At 45.0% G+C, this 16,554-nt stretch carries 14 protein-coding genes; 6 read left to right on the plus strand and 8 right to left on the minus strand.

Annotation, left to right across the window (positions count from 1 at the left end; genetic code table 11):
- Positions 1–45 precede the first annotated feature (45 nt).
- Complete coding sequence (locus ATB76_RS17365; RefSeq protein WP_061035801.1) at positions 46–2,082, minus strand: Cache 3/Cache 2 fusion domain-containing protein; 2,037 nt, start codon at positions 2,080–2,082, stop codon at positions 46–48.
- Positions 2,083–2,446: 364 nt separating this feature from the next.
- Between ATB76_RS17365 and ATB76_RS17370 the strand changes: the two genes are divergently transcribed.
- Positions 2,447–3,415, plus strand: a complete 969-nt coding sequence (locus ATB76_RS17370) for a nucleoside hydrolase (protein ID WP_061035802.1) — start codon at positions 2,447–2,449, stop codon at positions 3,413–3,415.
- A 10-nt stretch (positions 3,416–3,425) separates the two neighbouring features.
- On the opposite strand, the gene ATB76_RS17375 is transcribed toward ATB76_RS17370, so the two are convergent.
- From ATB76_RS17375 to gap, 3 genes are all read right to left on the minus strand, one after another.
- Positions 3,426–3,773, minus strand: coding sequence for a hypothetical protein (locus tag ATB76_RS17375; protein WP_038871262.1), 348 nt, complete (start codon positions 3,771–3,773; stop codon positions 3,426–3,428).
- Positions 3,774–3,885: 112 nt separating this feature from the next.
- Positions 3,886–4,770, minus strand: coding sequence for a D-hexose-6-phosphate mutarotase (locus tag ATB76_RS17380; RefSeq protein WP_061035803.1), 885 nt, complete (start codon positions 4,768–4,770; stop codon positions 3,886–3,888).
- Between the two features lie 180 nt (positions 4,771–4,950).
- Complete coding sequence (gene gap / locus ATB76_RS17385) at positions 4,951–5,946, minus strand: type I glyceraldehyde-3-phosphate dehydrogenase (RefSeq protein WP_038871258.1); 996 nt, start codon at positions 5,944–5,946, stop codon at positions 4,951–4,953.
- A gap of 334 nt (positions 5,947–6,280) precedes the next feature.
- Between gap and msrB the strand changes: the two genes are divergently transcribed.
- A complete protein-coding gene (gene msrB, locus ATB76_RS17390; protein ID WP_080774313.1) occupies positions 6,281–6,694 on the plus strand; it encodes a peptide-methionine (R)-S-oxide reductase MsrB in 414 nt (137 codons plus the stop codon).
- A gap of 117 nt (positions 6,695–6,811) precedes the next feature.
- Here the strand turns inward: msrB and ATB76_RS17395 are convergent, their stop codons facing one another.
- Entirely contained in the window at positions 6,812–7,633 is an 822-nt protein-coding gene (locus ATB76_RS17395) for a DUF2989 domain-containing protein (protein WP_042606005.1), read from the minus strand.
- A 101-nt stretch (positions 7,634–7,734) separates the two neighbouring features.
- Here ATB76_RS17395 and ATB76_RS17400 point away from each other — a divergent pair, with 101 nt between their 5' ends.
- A complete protein-coding gene (locus ATB76_RS17400; RefSeq protein ID WP_038871251.1) occupies positions 7,735–8,019 on the plus strand; it encodes a DUF1315 family protein in 285 nt (94 codons plus the stop codon).
- Positions 8,020–8,125: 106 nt separating this feature from the next.
- On the opposite strand, the gene ansA is transcribed toward ATB76_RS17400, so the two are convergent.
- Both ansA and sppA read right to left on the minus strand, forming a co-directional pair.
- Complete coding sequence (gene ansA, locus ATB76_RS17405) at positions 8,126–9,139, minus strand: asparaginase (RefSeq protein ID WP_038871249.1); 1,014 nt, start codon at positions 9,137–9,139, stop codon at positions 8,126–8,128.
- 113 nt (positions 9,140–9,252) lie between these two features.
- On the minus strand, positions 9,253–11,103 hold the full coding sequence (gene sppA / locus ATB76_RS17410; protein WP_038871246.1) for a signal peptide peptidase SppA: 1,851 nt from the start codon (positions 11,101–11,103) through the stop codon (positions 9,253–9,255).
- Positions 11,104–11,328: 225 nt separating this feature from the next.
- Here sppA and ATB76_RS17415 point away from each other — a divergent pair, with 225 nt between their 5' ends.
- The 3 genes from ATB76_RS17415 (at position 11,329) to ATB76_RS17425 (ending at position 16,141) form a co-directional block, all read left to right on the plus strand.
- Complete coding sequence (locus tag ATB76_RS17415) at positions 11,329–13,341, plus strand: NADPH-dependent 2,4-dienoyl-CoA reductase (protein WP_061035804.1); 2,013 nt, start codon at positions 11,329–11,331, stop codon at positions 13,339–13,341.
- Positions 13,342–13,522: 181 nt separating this feature from the next.
- A complete protein-coding gene (locus ATB76_RS17420) occupies positions 13,523–14,071 on the plus strand; it encodes an NAD(P)H nitroreductase (RefSeq protein ID WP_041057986.1) in 549 nt (182 codons plus the stop codon).
- Positions 14,072–14,173: 102 nt separating this feature from the next.
- Positions 14,174–16,141 carry a DNA topoisomerase III gene (locus tag ATB76_RS17425; RefSeq protein ID WP_061035805.1) on the plus strand — a complete coding sequence of 656 codons (1,968 nt, stop codon included), beginning with the start codon at positions 14,174–14,176 and terminating at the stop codon, positions 16,139–16,141.
- Between the two features lie 61 nt (positions 16,142–16,202).
- Here ATB76_RS17425 and ATB76_RS17430 read toward each other — a convergent pair whose 3' ends face one another.
- On the minus strand, positions 16,203–16,409 hold the full coding sequence (locus ATB76_RS17430; protein ID WP_042601264.1) for a hypothetical protein: 207 nt from the start codon (positions 16,407–16,409) through the stop codon (positions 16,203–16,205).
- Between the last annotated feature and the right edge of the window lie 145 nt (positions 16,410–16,554).

Below are 16,554 nucleotides of genomic sequence, written 5' to 3' on the forward strand. Positions count from 1 at the left end.
AAAAAGAGCCGAATTATCGGCTCTTTCATCGGTTTTATTGGAGGGTTAGTGGAAGAAATCCACTTGCTGTTTTAAGTTTTGTGCTTGGTGCTGTAGCTCGGTTGCGCTTTGCGATGTTTTAGCGCTGGTATCACGGCTTTCGCGGTTCAATTCGCTAATAGAGTGCGCGTTTGCGGCAATCTCTTGAGAAACTTGAGCTTGTTCTTCTGAGGTTGCAGCAATAGCATCGGCTTGAGAAGCAATGGACTGAACTTGTCCTGCAATAGCTTCCAGCGCGGTGCCTGCTTCTTGTGCTTTATCCAATACCTTATTCGCGTTTTGCTGGCTTTCCGTCATCATGCTTACGGCATTGCTGGTGGAGCCTTTAAGCTTCTCGATGATCTCTACGACATCTTTCACGGAGGTCTGAGTACGATGAGCAAGGGTTCGTACTTCGTCTGCCACTACGGCAAAGCCACGGCCTTGTTCACCGGCACGTGCAGCCTCAATTGCTGCGTTAAGCGCAAGTAGGTTGGTTTGCTCTGCGATCTCATCAATCATTTTCGTCACGGTTTGGATGCTTTCGCTGTCACGGTTCACTTGCTCGATAGCTGCCGCAGATTGGTCGATTTGGTCGTTTAGCTGAGCCACATCAATACAAACGCCTTCAACGACTTCGAGACCTGATTGGCTATCAGTATTTGCAGAGCGCACATTTTCGGCAATTTGCTCAACTTGCTGAGCGACAGATTGAGCAGACGAAGCCATCTCTTCAATTGCAGTCACCACTTGCTCTACCTGTTCTTGTTGAAGATCCGATTGCATGAGGTTGCGGTTTGCATCATCCACAACGCTGGTCGAGTTACTTTCAACTTGGTCGCTAGTTGAGCGAATTTGACCAACCAACTCGTTCAGTTGTCCCGCCATATTGGCAACGCCGTTGTTCAAGTTAACGATTTCGTTTTTCGATGCTTTACCTGAAGCCGGAATATCAATACTCACTTCACCTTTTGCTAAACGGTTCATGTAGCCATTTAAAACGGTGAGTGGATTTAGCGTTCGGTTAAGAACAAGCGTAAGCACCACAAAAGTGGCCGTTGCCACAATTAGAGAAATCGTCGCAATCAGTTGAAGTAAAGCTTGGCTGCCTTTGGTGACTTCATTGATGAAAGTGCCACCCAAGAGTTTCCAGTTCCAACCTGGTACTTGAGTGTAAACTAAGTACTTTTCACCCACGGTGCCTTGGTACTCAAATGGGTAGCGAATTAAGCCACTTTCTTGTTCGAAAAGTTGGTAGAAAGGCTTGTTGCCGTTGTAGTCAGACACTTCTTGAATCGGTGGATCGCTCTCTTCGTGTTTTGGGTGAAGAAGGTAGTGACCTTGGTTGTCTTTTTCGTTATCCAGAATAATGGTGTAACCAGTGTCACCCCATTTTACGCTTTGTAGCGAGCTGAATAGATCTTGGGTTGCGCGCTCAACAGGTAAACCAATGAATGAGATACCGTTGACCTTACCATTCGCGTCTTTTAAAGGTGCGTAGTAGGTGATGTAGCGCTCACCATAAAGTTTGATTTGCGCATAGTAAGGTTGGCCGTTTTTAAGCTTTTGGTAACCTGGGTGGTTAAGTCCCAATGTGGTACCAAGTGCTCTTTTACCTTGAGGATCTTTTAGTGAAGTAGCAACGCGAATGAAGTCGTTGCCCATTGGAGCAAACAGGGTTGCAACAGCGCCAGTGTCACGAGTGAAGCTATCAACTAACTTAGTGTCACCAATCAAGCTTTCACTGTATTGGGTTATGTTTGGTACTTGGTGACCTTGAAAGTCGACGTTGTAACTCTCGACATAGACGCCCGCCAAATAACCATTACGGAAGGTTGATTCCAAAACTTCTGCCGTGTGCAGATAAGCATTGAACTGGCCTGCAATGGTTTTTGCCATCGATTCCACTTTAGATTGATGTTCTTTCAGCGTGTTTTCTAAAAGTACGTTTGAAGCGTTTTGATAAACAAGCGCAGCAATGCTTGAAAATGCAATAAGCAGACACAGTGTGATGACCAGCTTGAGCTGAAAACCGACACTTTGATTCCGATATTTGTCTAGCATGTAGTGTCTTTCCTGATTATTGATAGATGTTATAAATGTTGTATCGGCATGCTAGCGATTTATATGACGAGTTTTTTTGATATTTATTAAGTTAATTGTCAAAAAATAAGAGCAACCAATAGCTTAGATAACAAATGACCGCTGGCTGGGTGATTTTATTGCAGAAATGGAATGACCAAATAAGGTTGAGTAAGTTGAGCTACCAATGAATTTGATACTAGTGGGCGAAAGTTTCATTTGTTTGGTTGAAGCAATAGTAAGGAGCAGCGACTAAAAGAAAGCTCATACCTTCGGCTTTGGTCACGTTTATCCTTGTTTTTTATAGGTATTGTTGGGGCTTTCCAAGCGTTTAATAGAAGCTGATATGACAAAGAAAATCATCCTAGACACAGATCCTGGCATCGATGATGCGATGGCCATTCTTTTTGCTGAAGCCCATCCTGATATCGACCTTATGGCCATTACAACCGTTTATGGCAATGCAACGATAGACAACGCGACGCAAAACGCCCTTTACCTAAAACAGAAGTTTGGTATGAAAGCATTGGTTGCGAAAGGTGCGGATAAGCCTTTAGTAAAAGCGCCGGTTGGAGCAACAGTTGTCGTACACGGGGAAGCTGGCTTTGGTGATGTGAAAGCGCCGATCGCACTGGATGTAAGTGCCATTGATACGCCTGCCTATCAGTTCATCATCGACAGCGTTAGAGCAGAACCGGGAGAAATCACCTTGGTGGCCGTGGGCCCTTTAACTAACCTTGCGCTCGCTTTGGAAGCAGACCCAGAAATCGTTAACTTGGTTAAGGAAGTGGTTGTAATGGGCGGCGCTTTTGGTGAAAACGATCATCGAGGCAATGTTACGCCATTTGCGGAAGCAAACATTCATGACGACCCTCATGCCGCCGATAAGGTATTCACGGCTTCATGGCCAGTCGTTATCATCGGTTTGGATGTTACGGAAGAGAGCTTCTTTACGGGGCAATACCTAGACCAACTGCGGGAGGATGCGGGAGAAGTAGGGCAGTTCATTTGGGATGTGAGCCGCTACTATTTGAAGTTTTATTCCGAGAAGGTTGGAATGGATGGTTGCCATGTCCATGATCCTTCTGCAATTGCGTATGTCATTGATCCTAAGCTGTTTACTTTGCGCAGTGGTGCCGTCCGAGTGGTGACTGATGGACCTGCTGAAGGGATGACGATTCAGAAAACGGATCAACGCAAATACATGCACGATGAGTGGAGTGCTTTCTCCGCGCAAAACGTTGGGATCGGTGTGAAAAGCGATACACTGCTTTCACTTTATCGAGAATCGATTATTCGTTATTCAAAGCGATAACGGAGTGGGGTTATCTGTAATAGTCGATGACTTGCACAGATATTCTCTCGTTGTCTGATTTTACGGGAAGAGTAAAAACATTCGACGCCGGATATTGATTTTGATTGTCGTAGGTCAGCCCCTCAATCTTCTTGAACGGTTTATTTTCGGCATAGAACATCTCAATGCTTATTGCCGTTTTCTGGTTCGCGGAAACTTGGAAGCGGCAGATTCCGGTGGGGCAATAGACTTGATATCGTGTTGGAGACAATTGCTTGTATTCGGCGACGTTCTTTTCGGCTTGTAACGAGACCTCAGTGTTGGCACAGCCAAACAATAAGCCCGTAAGAAGCGATATTGAATAAATGCGGTATTTCATCGTTACACCATTATCTCGACTCGTTTTGGTTGGACTTAGTATGGCATGAGTGATTCTTGTGTTGTGCTTTGGAAATGTAAAAAAAGCCGGGAGAACCGGCCTTTAAACTGTATTACTGCGCTGAAATCACAGTGATAAGTTCATGTGTCTCACCTGGCTGTAACATCTTGCCTTGCTCGATACTTGGCGCATGCACTGTCGATTCCACACATATCATGGTTTCGTAGCCGTTGTCTGCCATGTCACCCATGCCTTGTGCGCCTTGTGCCCAAGGATTCCACAATACTGCTGAGTTATGGCCTTGGTTTTCAACGCTCAACGTGCGATCTAACACTGGGTCTTTCACTAAGATTTGCGCTTCTGGCTGAGTGTAAACACGGTCGATGGTATCAGTTAGTTGAAGGACATCACCACCTTGGCAGATTTCACCTTCTTTTAAGCTGTCGATGTACTCAGGTCCCATACCTGTTGTTTGTGCTTGTTTGATATCACCTACGTTTAGATACGTGTGTAGTGCACCTGAGAATGTCCACTCTGCATCATCAATGTTGGTGACTTTCAGCGTCACCTTTAGCTCGTCGCTGATTTCAACAACAAGACGAGCATCAAACATATGTGGCCAGATGTCGTGAGTTTCTTCGGTTGGGAAGAGAGCAAGTTCAACGATCACGCCGTTGTCGTTCTCACGGTGTTCAACCAATTCCCATTCTGCTGTGCGCGCAAAACCATGAGCTGGTGCTGCAATGCGGCCAAACCAAGGCCAACAAACAGGAATACCACCACGAAGTGCCGCTTTGCCATCAAAGATTGCTTTTTCGCTCATCCAGATTAGGTCTTCTTGGCCTGCTGGTGTGAACGACACGACATGACCACCGTGTAGTGCGATACCTGCCGTTGCTTTCTCATGAATAACGCGAACGACTTTAACCTGATCAACTTCAACGATAGTGACGTTATCAGATAGCACGGTTAGAGCTGGGAGAGTTTTTAAATCCATGTGTTGCTTCCTATCGCTGGGAGGGAGAGCTTTTTAGACGCACTTCGCACATTGAGTGCAACGTCGAGTCTTCATTCTCTCAAATTCCAGATACAAAAAAGGCGACTCTAGAGCCGCCTTTTATTCAAATCTTATGTTTCAAACACAAGCTTCGCTAATTGCTTTTCAGCTAAGTAATAATTACTTAGAGATGTGAGCGATTAGGTCTAGAACTTTGTTTGAGTAACCGATTTCGTTGTCGTACCAAGATACAACTTTAACGAAGTTATCAGTTAGAGCGATACCAGCTTTAGCATCGAATACTGAAGTTTGAACTTCACCGATGAAGTCTTGAGAAACAACTTGGTCTTCAGTGTAGCCTAGAACGCCTTTTAGTTCGCCTTCAGAAGCTTCTTTCATTGCTGCACAGATAGCTTCGTAAGATGCGCCTTTCTCTAGGTTAACTGTTAGGTCAACTACAGAAACGTTAGCTGTTGGTACGCGGAAAGCCATACCAGTTAGTTTGCCGTTTAGTTCTGGAAGAACAACGCCTACAGCTTTAGCAGCACCAGTTGAAGATGGGATGATGTTCTGAGAAGCACCACGACCACCGCGCCAGTCTTTAGCAGAAGGACCGTCTACAGTTTTTTGAGTAGCTGTAGTAGCGTGAACTGTAGTCATAAGACCAGATACGATACCGAACTTGTCGTTAAGAACTTTAGCGATAGGCGCTAGACAGTTAGTAGTACAAGAAGCGTTAGAAACGATGTCTTGACCTGCGTAAGTTGAATCGTTTACGCCCATAACGAACATTGGAGTTGCGTCTTTAGAAGGACCAGTTAGAACAACTTTCTTCGCACCAGCAGTGATGTGCTTACGTGCAGTCTCGTCAGTTAGGAAAAGACCAGTTGCTTCAGCTACTACGTCAACGTCGATAGCATCCCATTTTAGATCTTCAGGGTTGCGCTCTGCAGTTACACGTACAGTTTTACCGTTAACGATTAGGTTACCGCCTTCAACTTCAACAGTACCGTTGAAACGGCCGTGAGTTGAGTCGTACTTAAGCATGTATGCCATGTAATCTACGTCGATAAGGTCGTTAATACCTACAACTTCGATGTCGTTGCGCTCTTGCGCTGCACGGAATACGAAACGACCGATACGGCCAAAACCGTTAATACCTACTTTGATAGTCATTATAGTTGCTCCACAACTTAATTTCTGATTAAAGATAACTGGTAGTAAAATTACAGAATCCAGTAAACATCTGCAACAGATAATCGGACTTAACTTGTTTAAAGTCAAAAAAAAGCGACGCTTTTTTTAACAATTCTTCGCAAATGCTCGTTTTTTAAACTTTTAACTGGTTATTCTACATCCCAGTTGGCGTAATATAACTTCCGAGATAAGTACTCGTATCAAATTAATTACACATGGTGTTCTGGTGAGAAAGTATGTGCTACAACTGTTACGAGAAGCAAGTTTTTTGCTAAAAAAGTCATTGCCAAAAATAAGAAATAAGGAACAGGAATTGGTGGAACAAAGCGGAAGAAAAGTAACGAAGTCCGATGAACAGTGGCGTGAGCAGCTCTCTGAGGAAGAGTTTCGCGTCTGTCGCGAGCAAGGAACAGAAGCTCCGTTCTCCGGTAAACTGCTTCACAACAAAGAGACAGGCGTCTATGCCTGTACTTGTTGTGATGCCCCTCTATTTGTCTCTGATAATAAGTACGACTCAGGGTGTGGCTGGCCAAGTTTTGATGCGCCAATTAATGACACCGCGGTCCGTTATTTAGAAGATCTGAGTCACGGAATGGTTCGTACAGAGATTCGATGTGGCGCTTGTGACAGTCATTTAGGTCATGTTTTTGAAGATGGGCCACAAACAACAGGCGAACGCTATTGTGTAAACTCGGTGTCGTTAATTTTCAACAAATCTGACCAATAAGCCGGATAATGGTTGAAAGAATGTTTCATCCTTTCAATTAATAAAATAGTAATTGCCCACTCAAGATAAGCCGAGAGACAAATAAAAAACTCCCAATATGAATGGGAGTTTTTTATTTTATAAATTACTTGGGATCATCCTTGGCGAATAATTCCCTTTCTCTATCGACTTCGAAATAGATTTAGCTAAATCGTCTAGTTGTTCATATTTCTCTGTCTTTGAAAAATTGAACATACGCTTTAATTGTTGCTCATTGGCGAGCGGAACATCAAAGCGTTTGGCTACCATCGCCCATAAATAGGCCTGCTCTTTGTTACCTAACCCTTGATTGATGCTCGCGAGCGACTTGAGGATGGCTGGATTGAGGTTGTTCTCGTTAGACATTGAAAGCGAATTATGAAGTAATGTTAACGTTTTTTGCTGGTCTCTATTGGTATAGAAGGTCGCTAAGGCATATTGCATCTCAGCATTGTTAAGTTGAGGGGAGCCTTCCATTTGCAAGAATTGACGCCTCGCTTGATCGTCTCCCGTCTGAGACCATAAAAAGTATAGGGTCGCAGGATCGTCAGAACCTTTTAGTGTCGCGACTATACGTTCTAATTCGTCAATGCTATGCACTAATGCATCGAAACGTTTTCTTTTTAACGCGCTTTGATCTATAGGGGTAATTTGAGAGGCAAGCTCAAGGCATTTCCTGTACTCAGCAACCAAAGCGTATTCGGTGATCTGGTTCGCTTCTGTTGGGCTTTTGAGTAACTCAAATCGATGCCAGACTAAATTCGTTCTAGGAATCCGGCACTGTCCATCGTCCATGTTGAGTTGCTCGCAACGCAGTTTGGGATTGTTTTGGCACAATTCTTCCGTTGTTACGTTGCCTTCAAAGCAGCCTGTTAAAGTCAAAGAGGCAAGGCTTGCTAGTAGCCAGTATGTTCGTTTCATGGTTTTGCTTGTGATCCGTTACACCAATTCATTTTTGGATTCTTGACTCTGTTTACTAACCCGTTATGTTCTGTGAATAGAATGTAATAAGAAGGTACATTATGGACGCAGAACAATTATTAAATGCGATAACGCCAGAAGTCTATGATCGATTGGTTTACGCAGTAGAAACAGGAAGATGGCCTGAGGGTACAACACTTTCTAAAGAGCAGCGAGACTCATGTATGCAAGCTGTGATGTTGTATCAATCAAAACACAACACTGATGCGCAGCACATGACCGTGGCTGCTGGTGGAGAAATCAGTTTTAAATCGAAGCAAGAATTGAAGAAACAGTTCAACGAAGAAGAGCAAGATATTGTTCGAGTAAACCCGAATCACAGCTGATAGTCCTATTCTTACTCTCCTTGCAGTAGGCAGAACAGTAAATATTGAAAAGCCCAATTTTGAATTGGGCTTTGTTGTTTAAGATACGAACAGTAGGTTTACCGAACTACAGGCTCATTTCACCACGCAGTACTTCTTGCATCTTCGTTTTGATCTCTTCATAAGATAGGTTCTGGCTTAAAAGGTAGTGCAGTTTTGCTAGCGCTGCTTCTGGAGTCATATCAAAACCACTGATTACGCCAGAATCTGCAAGTGCACAACCAGTTGCGTAGCCGCCCATGTTGACTTTACCCGCCAAACATTGCGTTAAGTTCACGACAATGACGCCACGCTCAGATGCTTCTTTTAGATGACCTAGTAACTCAGGATTTTGCGGGGCATTGCCCACACCAAATGTCAGCAAGATCATCGCATTGACTGGTTGACGAAGTGTATTGCGGATTACTTCGTGTGAAATGCCAGGGTACATGGTGATCACGCCGATAGGTTGTGGCGTGATGTTGTGTACTTTGAAGTCACCCTCTGGCTTTGTGCCTACTGCAACATTGTTGCTGATCTGGATATTGATACCTGCCTCCAACAGAGGTGGCAAGTTTGGCGATGTAAACGCGTTAAAGCCATCAGCATGAGACTTGGTGCTGCGGTTGCCGCGCATCAACTGATTGTTGAAGAACAATGTTACTTCGTTGATAGGGTAGTTTGCCGCAATATGCAGAGCATTCAGTAGGTTTGCTTGACCGTCTGAGCGTAGTTCTGCCAGAGGAATTTGTGAGCCGGTCACGATGACAGGTTTACCTAGATTCTCCAACATGAAAGACAATGCAGAAGCGGTGTATGCCATGGTGTCGGTACCATGCAAAATCACAAATCCATCGTATTTATCGTAGTTGTCACGGATATCGTCAGCGATTTGTTGCCAGTCAGCAGGAGTCATATCCGAAGAATCGATCAGTGGCTCGTATTCGTGGATAGTGTATTCCGGCATTTCTGGACGGTGAAACTCGGGCATGCTGGCGAGTTGTTTTTCCATAAAGCCAGCGACAGGGACGTAGCCGTGATCGGATTTTTGCATACCGATGGTGCCACCGGTGTAAGCGATGTAGATGTGTTTTCTAGTCATCGTTCTACTTTACTTTCATGTAGGGGAACAGTGGCGGGGATTATAGCGAAATGAAACCTAATAAAAAGGGGCATCTCGCACAGAGACGCCCCTTTTTGGCTAAGCTAGGATAGCTATTGCACTTGGCAATTTAAGCAGAACGCGTATTGACCTTTTGGATCATTAAAACTTTGTAGCATGCTAGCGTCTTGTTCAAATTGCTGAGCCACTGGTTGAAGGCTCTTAGGTAAGAAGCTCGTTGCGTCAATACCGAGTGATACTTTGACTTGGTTCATGAACTCTTGAACAAATTGCTCTGTCGGTGAAAGTGGTTCTTCAACCCAGTAGATTTCGTAGTTCTCTACCTCAGCCAGTTTCGCCGCCAGTTTAACGGCATCATCGAAATCACCCATTTGATCGACTAGACCGAATGACAACGCGTCTTGACCCGTCCACACGCGACCTTGCGCTACTTTGTCCACTTCTTCAAGTGACATATCTCGGTTTGAGCCAACCAAAGAAATAAAACGTTTGTAACCGTGCTCAATACCCAATTGGAACGCCTCAGAAGCGCCAGCAGAAAGACCCGTCGTGATGCCATCACCAGAGAATGGAGAGGTCCCCACACCATCAGTGCTAATACCAAGTTTGTTAAAGCCCTTCTCAAAGGTCGTAATTACGCTGAAGATACCGATTGAGCCTGTCAGTGTTGTCGGTTGAGCTACGATTTTGTCTGCGCTCATTGAAATCCAGTAACCACCTGAAGCCGCAAGGCTAGACATCGAAACCACAACGGGTTTACCTACTTCTTTTAAGGCTTCTACTTCATTACGAATCACTTCAGAGGCAAAAGCACTGCCGCCAGGGCTATCAACACGAAGTACAACAGCTTTCACTTTATCGTCGTTGCGAGCTTGACGAAGTAGGCTTGCGACTGTGTCACCACCGACCGTACCACGTGGTTGTTGACCATCCATAATGGCACCGCTTGCAACAACAACAGCAATGTCGTTTTCAGCAAGGTTTAGTTTAGGACGCATGGTAGCAAGGTAGTCGTAATATCCAATTGCGTTGTAGCTGTCTTTACCGTCACTGCCAAACTCTTTAGCGAACAGCTTACGCACGTCTTGGCGAGTAGCCAGTTCATCAACCAATCCCATTTTTACTGCAAGCTGAGCGATGTCGCCGTCAACCGACTTCATCTCTGCTAGCAACTCTTCCATGGTTGGATTTAACGCTTTTGCATCAATGTTACGGTTCGTTGCTACGTCATCAACAAACGCGCTCCATAGTTGTGTGATCCAACGAGTCGCTGATTCTTTTGCTGCGTCTGACATGTCATCGCGGATGAATGGTTCAATCGCGGATTTGTAAGTACCTACTCGGAATACGTGCGTTGAAACATCGAGTTTCTCTAACAAGGTTTTGTAGTACATGGAGTAAGAGCTATAACCCTTAATCAATACGCCACCATCGGGTGCTAGAAAAACTTTATCAGCGTAACTTGCAAGGTAGTATTGGCTTTGATTATAGAAATCACCCACCGCGTATACTGGTTTGCCTGATGCTTTAAACTCGTTCAGCGCTTTTGCAATGTAACGAAGCTTAGTTAGGTTAGTTTCTGGCATATCACGCAGAGCAAGTACAAGGCCCGAGACTTTAGGGTCGTCTTTTGCGTATCGGATGGTATCGACAATGTCGAATAACACGTTTTCTTTCGGAATTTCGTTACCTAAAACCGAACCAGCAATGGAATCCATTGGGTTAACGTAACGACGTTGCTCAACGATCGGTCCCGATAAGTTCATAACCAAAGCCGATTCTTTATCAATGACAGGTTGACCTTCTCCAGTGTAGGTAAAGGCAAAGTAGAAGACAGCAATCATCACTAAAAAGATCAGGTTCACTAGCGCAAGTCTGACGAAGGTGATGGCTTTCCATATCCCCTTGAATATCAGACCAATAAATTTGAAGAGTTTTTTCATCTTGTCTCCATAACGAGATAGTCTTTCCCTAATCTTACAAAGTATGGGTTCTTATCTCTAAGATCTCAAAAGATAACAATTTTTTTAGCTTATCACGCTCATTCACAATTGGCATAGTTTAACGTGAGATTGACGCGTGTTGCAAAATTGTAAACGCTTGTTTGATTTTTTGGTTTTTGCGGCGTACTGTGGTCAGACCACAACAATAAAAATGGATGTTTAGTGATGTCTGCCATGTACCCAAATTTGTTAAAGCCATTGGACTTAGGTTTTACACAGCTACGAAACCGCGTCCTGATGGGATCAATGCATACTGGTTTAGAAGAGCACAAAGAAGGTCTTCAAAAGCTGGCTGCGTTTTATGAAGAGCGTGCCAAAGGCGGTGTTGGCTTAATCGTAACTGGTGGTTTTTCTCCAAATTTACGTGGCCGATTGCATCCGTTAAGCGCTGAATTTAGTAAGCCTAAGCACGCCAAAGCACATAAGGTTGTGACGGAAGCGGTTCACAAGCACGGCAGTAAAATTGCCCTACAAATTCTCCATGCCGGACGCTACGCGATGCACCCATTCGCGCAAAGTGCATCGGGTATGAAAGCGCCTATCGCCAAATTTGCACCAAGCGAAATGAGCGAGCGACAAATCAAAAAGACCATCGAAGCTTTTGCTAATAGTGCAGAGCTGGCTCAGCTAGCGGGCTATGATGGTGTCGAGCTAATGGGCTCTGAAGGTTATTTGATTAACCAATTCTTATGTAAGCGTACCAACATGCGCTACGACGACTGGGGCGGCAGCTACAAAAAACGTATGCGTTTCCCTATCGAAATCGTTAAAGCAGTGCGTAAAGCCGTGGGCGAAAAGTTTATTATTATCTTCCGTCTCTCGATGTTGGACTTGGTCGAGCAAGGCAGCACGTTTGAAGATGTTATTGAATTGGCAAAAGCACTTGAAGAAGCCGGTGTGACAATAATTAATACGGGTATCGGCTGGCACGAAGCGCGTATTCCTACCATTGCCACTCAAGTACCCCGCGGAGCATTTACGTGGGTGACTGAAAAGGTGAAGCCGCACGTTTCTGTTCCAATCATCACCTGTAACCGAATAAATACCCCAGATGAGGCCGAACGAATTCTTTCTTCTGGACATGCTGACATGGTTTCTATGGCGCGTCCTTTCCTAGCTGATCCTTACTTTGTTGCTAAAGCCGAGCAAGAAAAGTCACAGCTCATCAATACGTGTATTGGTTGTAACCAAGCGTGCTTAGACAATGTATTTAAAGGCAAGCGAGCAAGTTGTTTGGTTAACCCATTAGCTTGCTACGAAACTGAAATCGTGGTCGAGGATGCGTTTAAGAAGAAAAATATTGCAGTCGTCGGCGCGGGACCTGCTGGCCTCGCTTGTGCGACAACGCTGGCAGAACGTGGCCACAAAGTGGATCTGTTTGAGAAGAACGATCGCATTGGTGGTCAGTTCCGTTTAGCCATGCAGATTCCAGGTAAAGAAGAGTTTCGTGAGACCATCCGTTACTTTGCGAACCGCATTGAAGAAACTGGCGTTAACTTACATCTAGAAACTGAGGCGAATTACGATCTGCTGACTGAATATGATGAAGTGGTCATGGCATCTGGCGTTGAGCCGCGTAAAGTGAAAATTGATGGGATAGAAAACCCAGAAAAAGTGATCGACTATCAAACGCTTATTCGTGATAAAACGGCAGTAGGTGAAAAGGTTGCCATTGTTGGCGCAGGCGGGATTGGTGTTGATGTGGCAACGATGCTTACTGAGCCCGTGGGACAAACACTTGATGATTGGCTGCATGAATGGGGAATCGACAAAGAAATGTCTCAACCGGGGGGATTGTACCCTTATCCTGACGCCGTTGCTGATAAAGAAGTGTGGGTACTTCAACGTCGTAAAGGTCGCGTTGGAAAAGGACCGGGTAAAACCACAGGTTGGATTCATAAACGTACGCTTGAAAAGCGCGGTGTTCACTTAGTCGGTGGTGTGTCATACGACAAGATTGATGATGGTGGCCTACATATTCAAGTGAGCGGCAAGGCGCAATTATTAGAAGCTGACAAAGTGGTTATTTGTGCGGGGCAAGAGTCGGTTCGTCCGTTTGAAGACAAATGGCATGAGCTAGGCGAGAAATTACATATCATTGGTGGTGCAGACCATGCTGGGGAATTGGACGCGGTTCGCGCCATCCGCCAGGGTGTGAAACTGGCTGTCAAACTGTAAGTATCATTCTTTCTTAACTATTTTGCTGCGCCAAGTGCGCAGCTTTTTTTTGCCTACTTAACGCCTAGAAATCTAAAATTGGCTATCTAAACCCCCAGAAAACAGGTTGTTATTCGAAAGTTTGGATTATGCTAAAGTGAGCTGCGTAAAAATAATAATTCAATCAAATAAGGACTTGTTCATGGAAGCTCTCGATCTCTTGCTCAACCGTCGTTCTATCGCCAAGTTGTCTGAGCCTGCGCCAGAAGGTAAAGCGTTGGAGAATATTATTCGTGCAGGTTTGCGCGCGCCTGATCATGCAGGTTTAACCCCTTGGCGTTTTGTTATTGCTCAAGGCGATGGTTTAAAGAAACTGTCGGACATTCTTGTTAAAGCTGCTGAAGCGGAAAACAGTGAAGATGCGGTCGTTGAAAAAGTAAAAAATGCCCCGTTTCGTGCACCAATGGTCATCACGGTGATTGCGAAGGTGACGGAACATGAAAAAGTCCCTGCATTCGAGCAGTATTTGTCAGCAGGCTGCGCGGCACAAGCGATGCAAATGGCGGCGGTAGCACAAGGTTTCCAAGGTTTCTGGCGCTCAGGTAAGTGGATGTTCCACCCAGAAGTTCATCAAGCTTTTGGCCTTGAAGGCGAAGATCAAATCGTAGGATTCTTATATCTTGGCACACCAGGTTGCACCCCAATGAAAGTGCCAGAGCGTGACCTGTCTCAGTTTGTTGAGTTTCAGTAACCTAGAAAGTGACGCTATAACTGTTCATCTGTACAGTTTTCCTTGATTTGTTAGGGCTACATTAGATAATGTGGCCCTAATTATTATGATTTCCAAAACCTTATGTCTCGTCTGTTTATTGCTGAAAAACCAAGTCTAGGTCGCGCGATTGCGGCTGCACTACCAAACCCTCAAAAGAAAGATCAAGGCTTTATCCGTTGTGGTAATGGTGATGTCGTGACTTGGTGTATTGGTCACTTGTTAGAGCAAGTTGAGCCTGATGCCTACGATGAACGCTATAAAAAATGGAATATAGCTGACTTGCCGATTATTCCTCAGCAATGGCAGCTAAGACCGAGAAAAAGTGCCAGTAAACAGCTCACGGTAATACGTAAACTCCTTAAAGATGCGACAGAAGTTATCCATGCAGGCGACCCGGATCGAGAGGGTCAATTGTTGGTGGATGAGGTGTTGGACTACTGTAAGCTATCCAAAACCAAGAAAGAAGCGACACAACGACTTCTCATTTCAGACTTGAACTTACCCGCGGTTAAGCGTGCATTAAGCTCTATGCGCAGCAATCGTGATTTCATTCCTCTTTCTGTTTCAGCTTTGGCGCGTTCTCGTGCTGATTGGCTTTACGGAATGAACATGTCTCGCGCTTATACTTTGCTGGGCCAAAAAGCAGGCTACCAAGGTGTCTTATCGGTAGGGCGAGTTCAAACGCCTGTACTTGGTTTGGTGGTGCGCCGCGACGAAGAAATCGAAAACTTTGTGCCTAAAGACTATTTCACTCTGCATGCATTGATCCCTTATCAAGATCAAAATGGTTCGTTTGATATTCGCGCTCGTTGGAAGCCAAGCGAGGCATGCAAACCTTGGCAAGATGAAGAAGGTCGAGTTCTTAACCGAAAGCTCGTCGAGAACGTGGCGAATCGCATTGCTAACCAGCCTGCGAAAGTCACGGAATCCGAGCAAAAGCAGACTAAGCAGTCTGCGCCACTTCCTTATTCACTATCAGCCTTGCAGATTGATGCTGCCAAACGCTATGGCATGAGTGCCCAACAGGTTTTGGATACTTGTCAGGCGTTGTATGAGAAGCACAAACTGATCACGTACCCACGTTCTGATTGTCGCTACTTACCGATGGAGCATTATTCGCAAGCGGGTTCTGTCACTTCCGCTATCGCTAACAATGCCAAAGAGCTACAAAGCGCGGTGCAAGGTGCGGATTTATCAATTAAGTCCAAAGCTTGGAACGACAAAAAAGTGGATGCTCACCATGCAATCATTCCAACGCCAAAACAAGCGAATGTGAATGCATTATCAGGTAATGAGATGAAGGTGTATCAGCTCATTGCACGTCAATATTTAATGCAATTCTATCCAGCTGCAGTTTACGCAGAAGCGAAGCTCGTCTTTGATATTGCTGGTGGTACGTTTATCGCTAAAGGTCGCCAGCTTGTTTCTCCGGGCTGGAAAGCGTTGATGGGGAAAACGGACAAAGAAGACGATGGTATCGATGCTGTGCCGCCACTTGCGGAGGGCACCGTGCTGACTTGCCGTGAGGGTGAAATCAAAGATCGTAAAACAGAGCCACCAAAGCATTTTACTGAAGCAACACTGCTTCAAGCCATGACGGGCATCGCTCGTTATGTGGCAGATAAAGAACTAAAGAAGATATTACGTGAAACCGATGGTCTGGGCACAGAAGCGACGAGGGCTGGTATTCTTGATACCTTATTCAAACGCCAATTGCTGACTCGTCAGGGGAAATCGATTTTGAGCTCTCCAGCAGGACGTGGTTTGATTCACGCTTTGCCAATGGATTCGACTTACCCGGATATGACCGCGCATTGGGAACACCAATTACAAGGTATGGCAGAAAGAAACCAAGCGTATCAACCTTTTATGCAAGCGTTAGAACAACGTATAGATGGGCTTATGGGGGAGGTAAAGTCAGGTCCGATTCCGGAATCTCTGCGTCACCTTCCAAAAGTAGAGCGACCAGCATTCAAGCGTAAAAAGCGCAATTACAATAAAACAGGTTCATCAAAAACGACGACCACCAAACGTAAATCCTCTAAGTAATTCATGCCTTCCGGCGACTAAGCGGCACCAGCTAGTGCCGCTTTTGATATCAATATGATGACTAGTCGAACAAGTTATCGTTCTTGTCGATTGCGCCTCTGACGTCATCTTGCGTTAATACGCGTTTACCTAAATCCTGCTTTACTTGTCTACCCAAGTCGATCAATGCATCTCGATTTGCTTGAGTTTGACGCTTGCCTGCACTTCTTAAGCAGTAATTGAGCTCATGATCTTCACTAAAATTCACCAGATCTTTATCTGCGGCCATTGTTACTCTCCTTAGTGGGGTTAATACCTCACTAAGTCTGGATAGGAAACGGTGAAATTCAAGTTAAGTAATGAGATTGGAGAAGTGGAGAATGGGCGACGAAACAGGGAACCTTTCGTCGCCTAACGTTAACTTATTGATACTT

The sequence above is a fragment of the Vibrio sp. MOR3 genome (genome assembly GCF_001557775.1).
GTDB lineage: Bacteria > Pseudomonadota > Gammaproteobacteria > Enterobacterales > Vibrionaceae > Vibrio > Vibrio jasicida.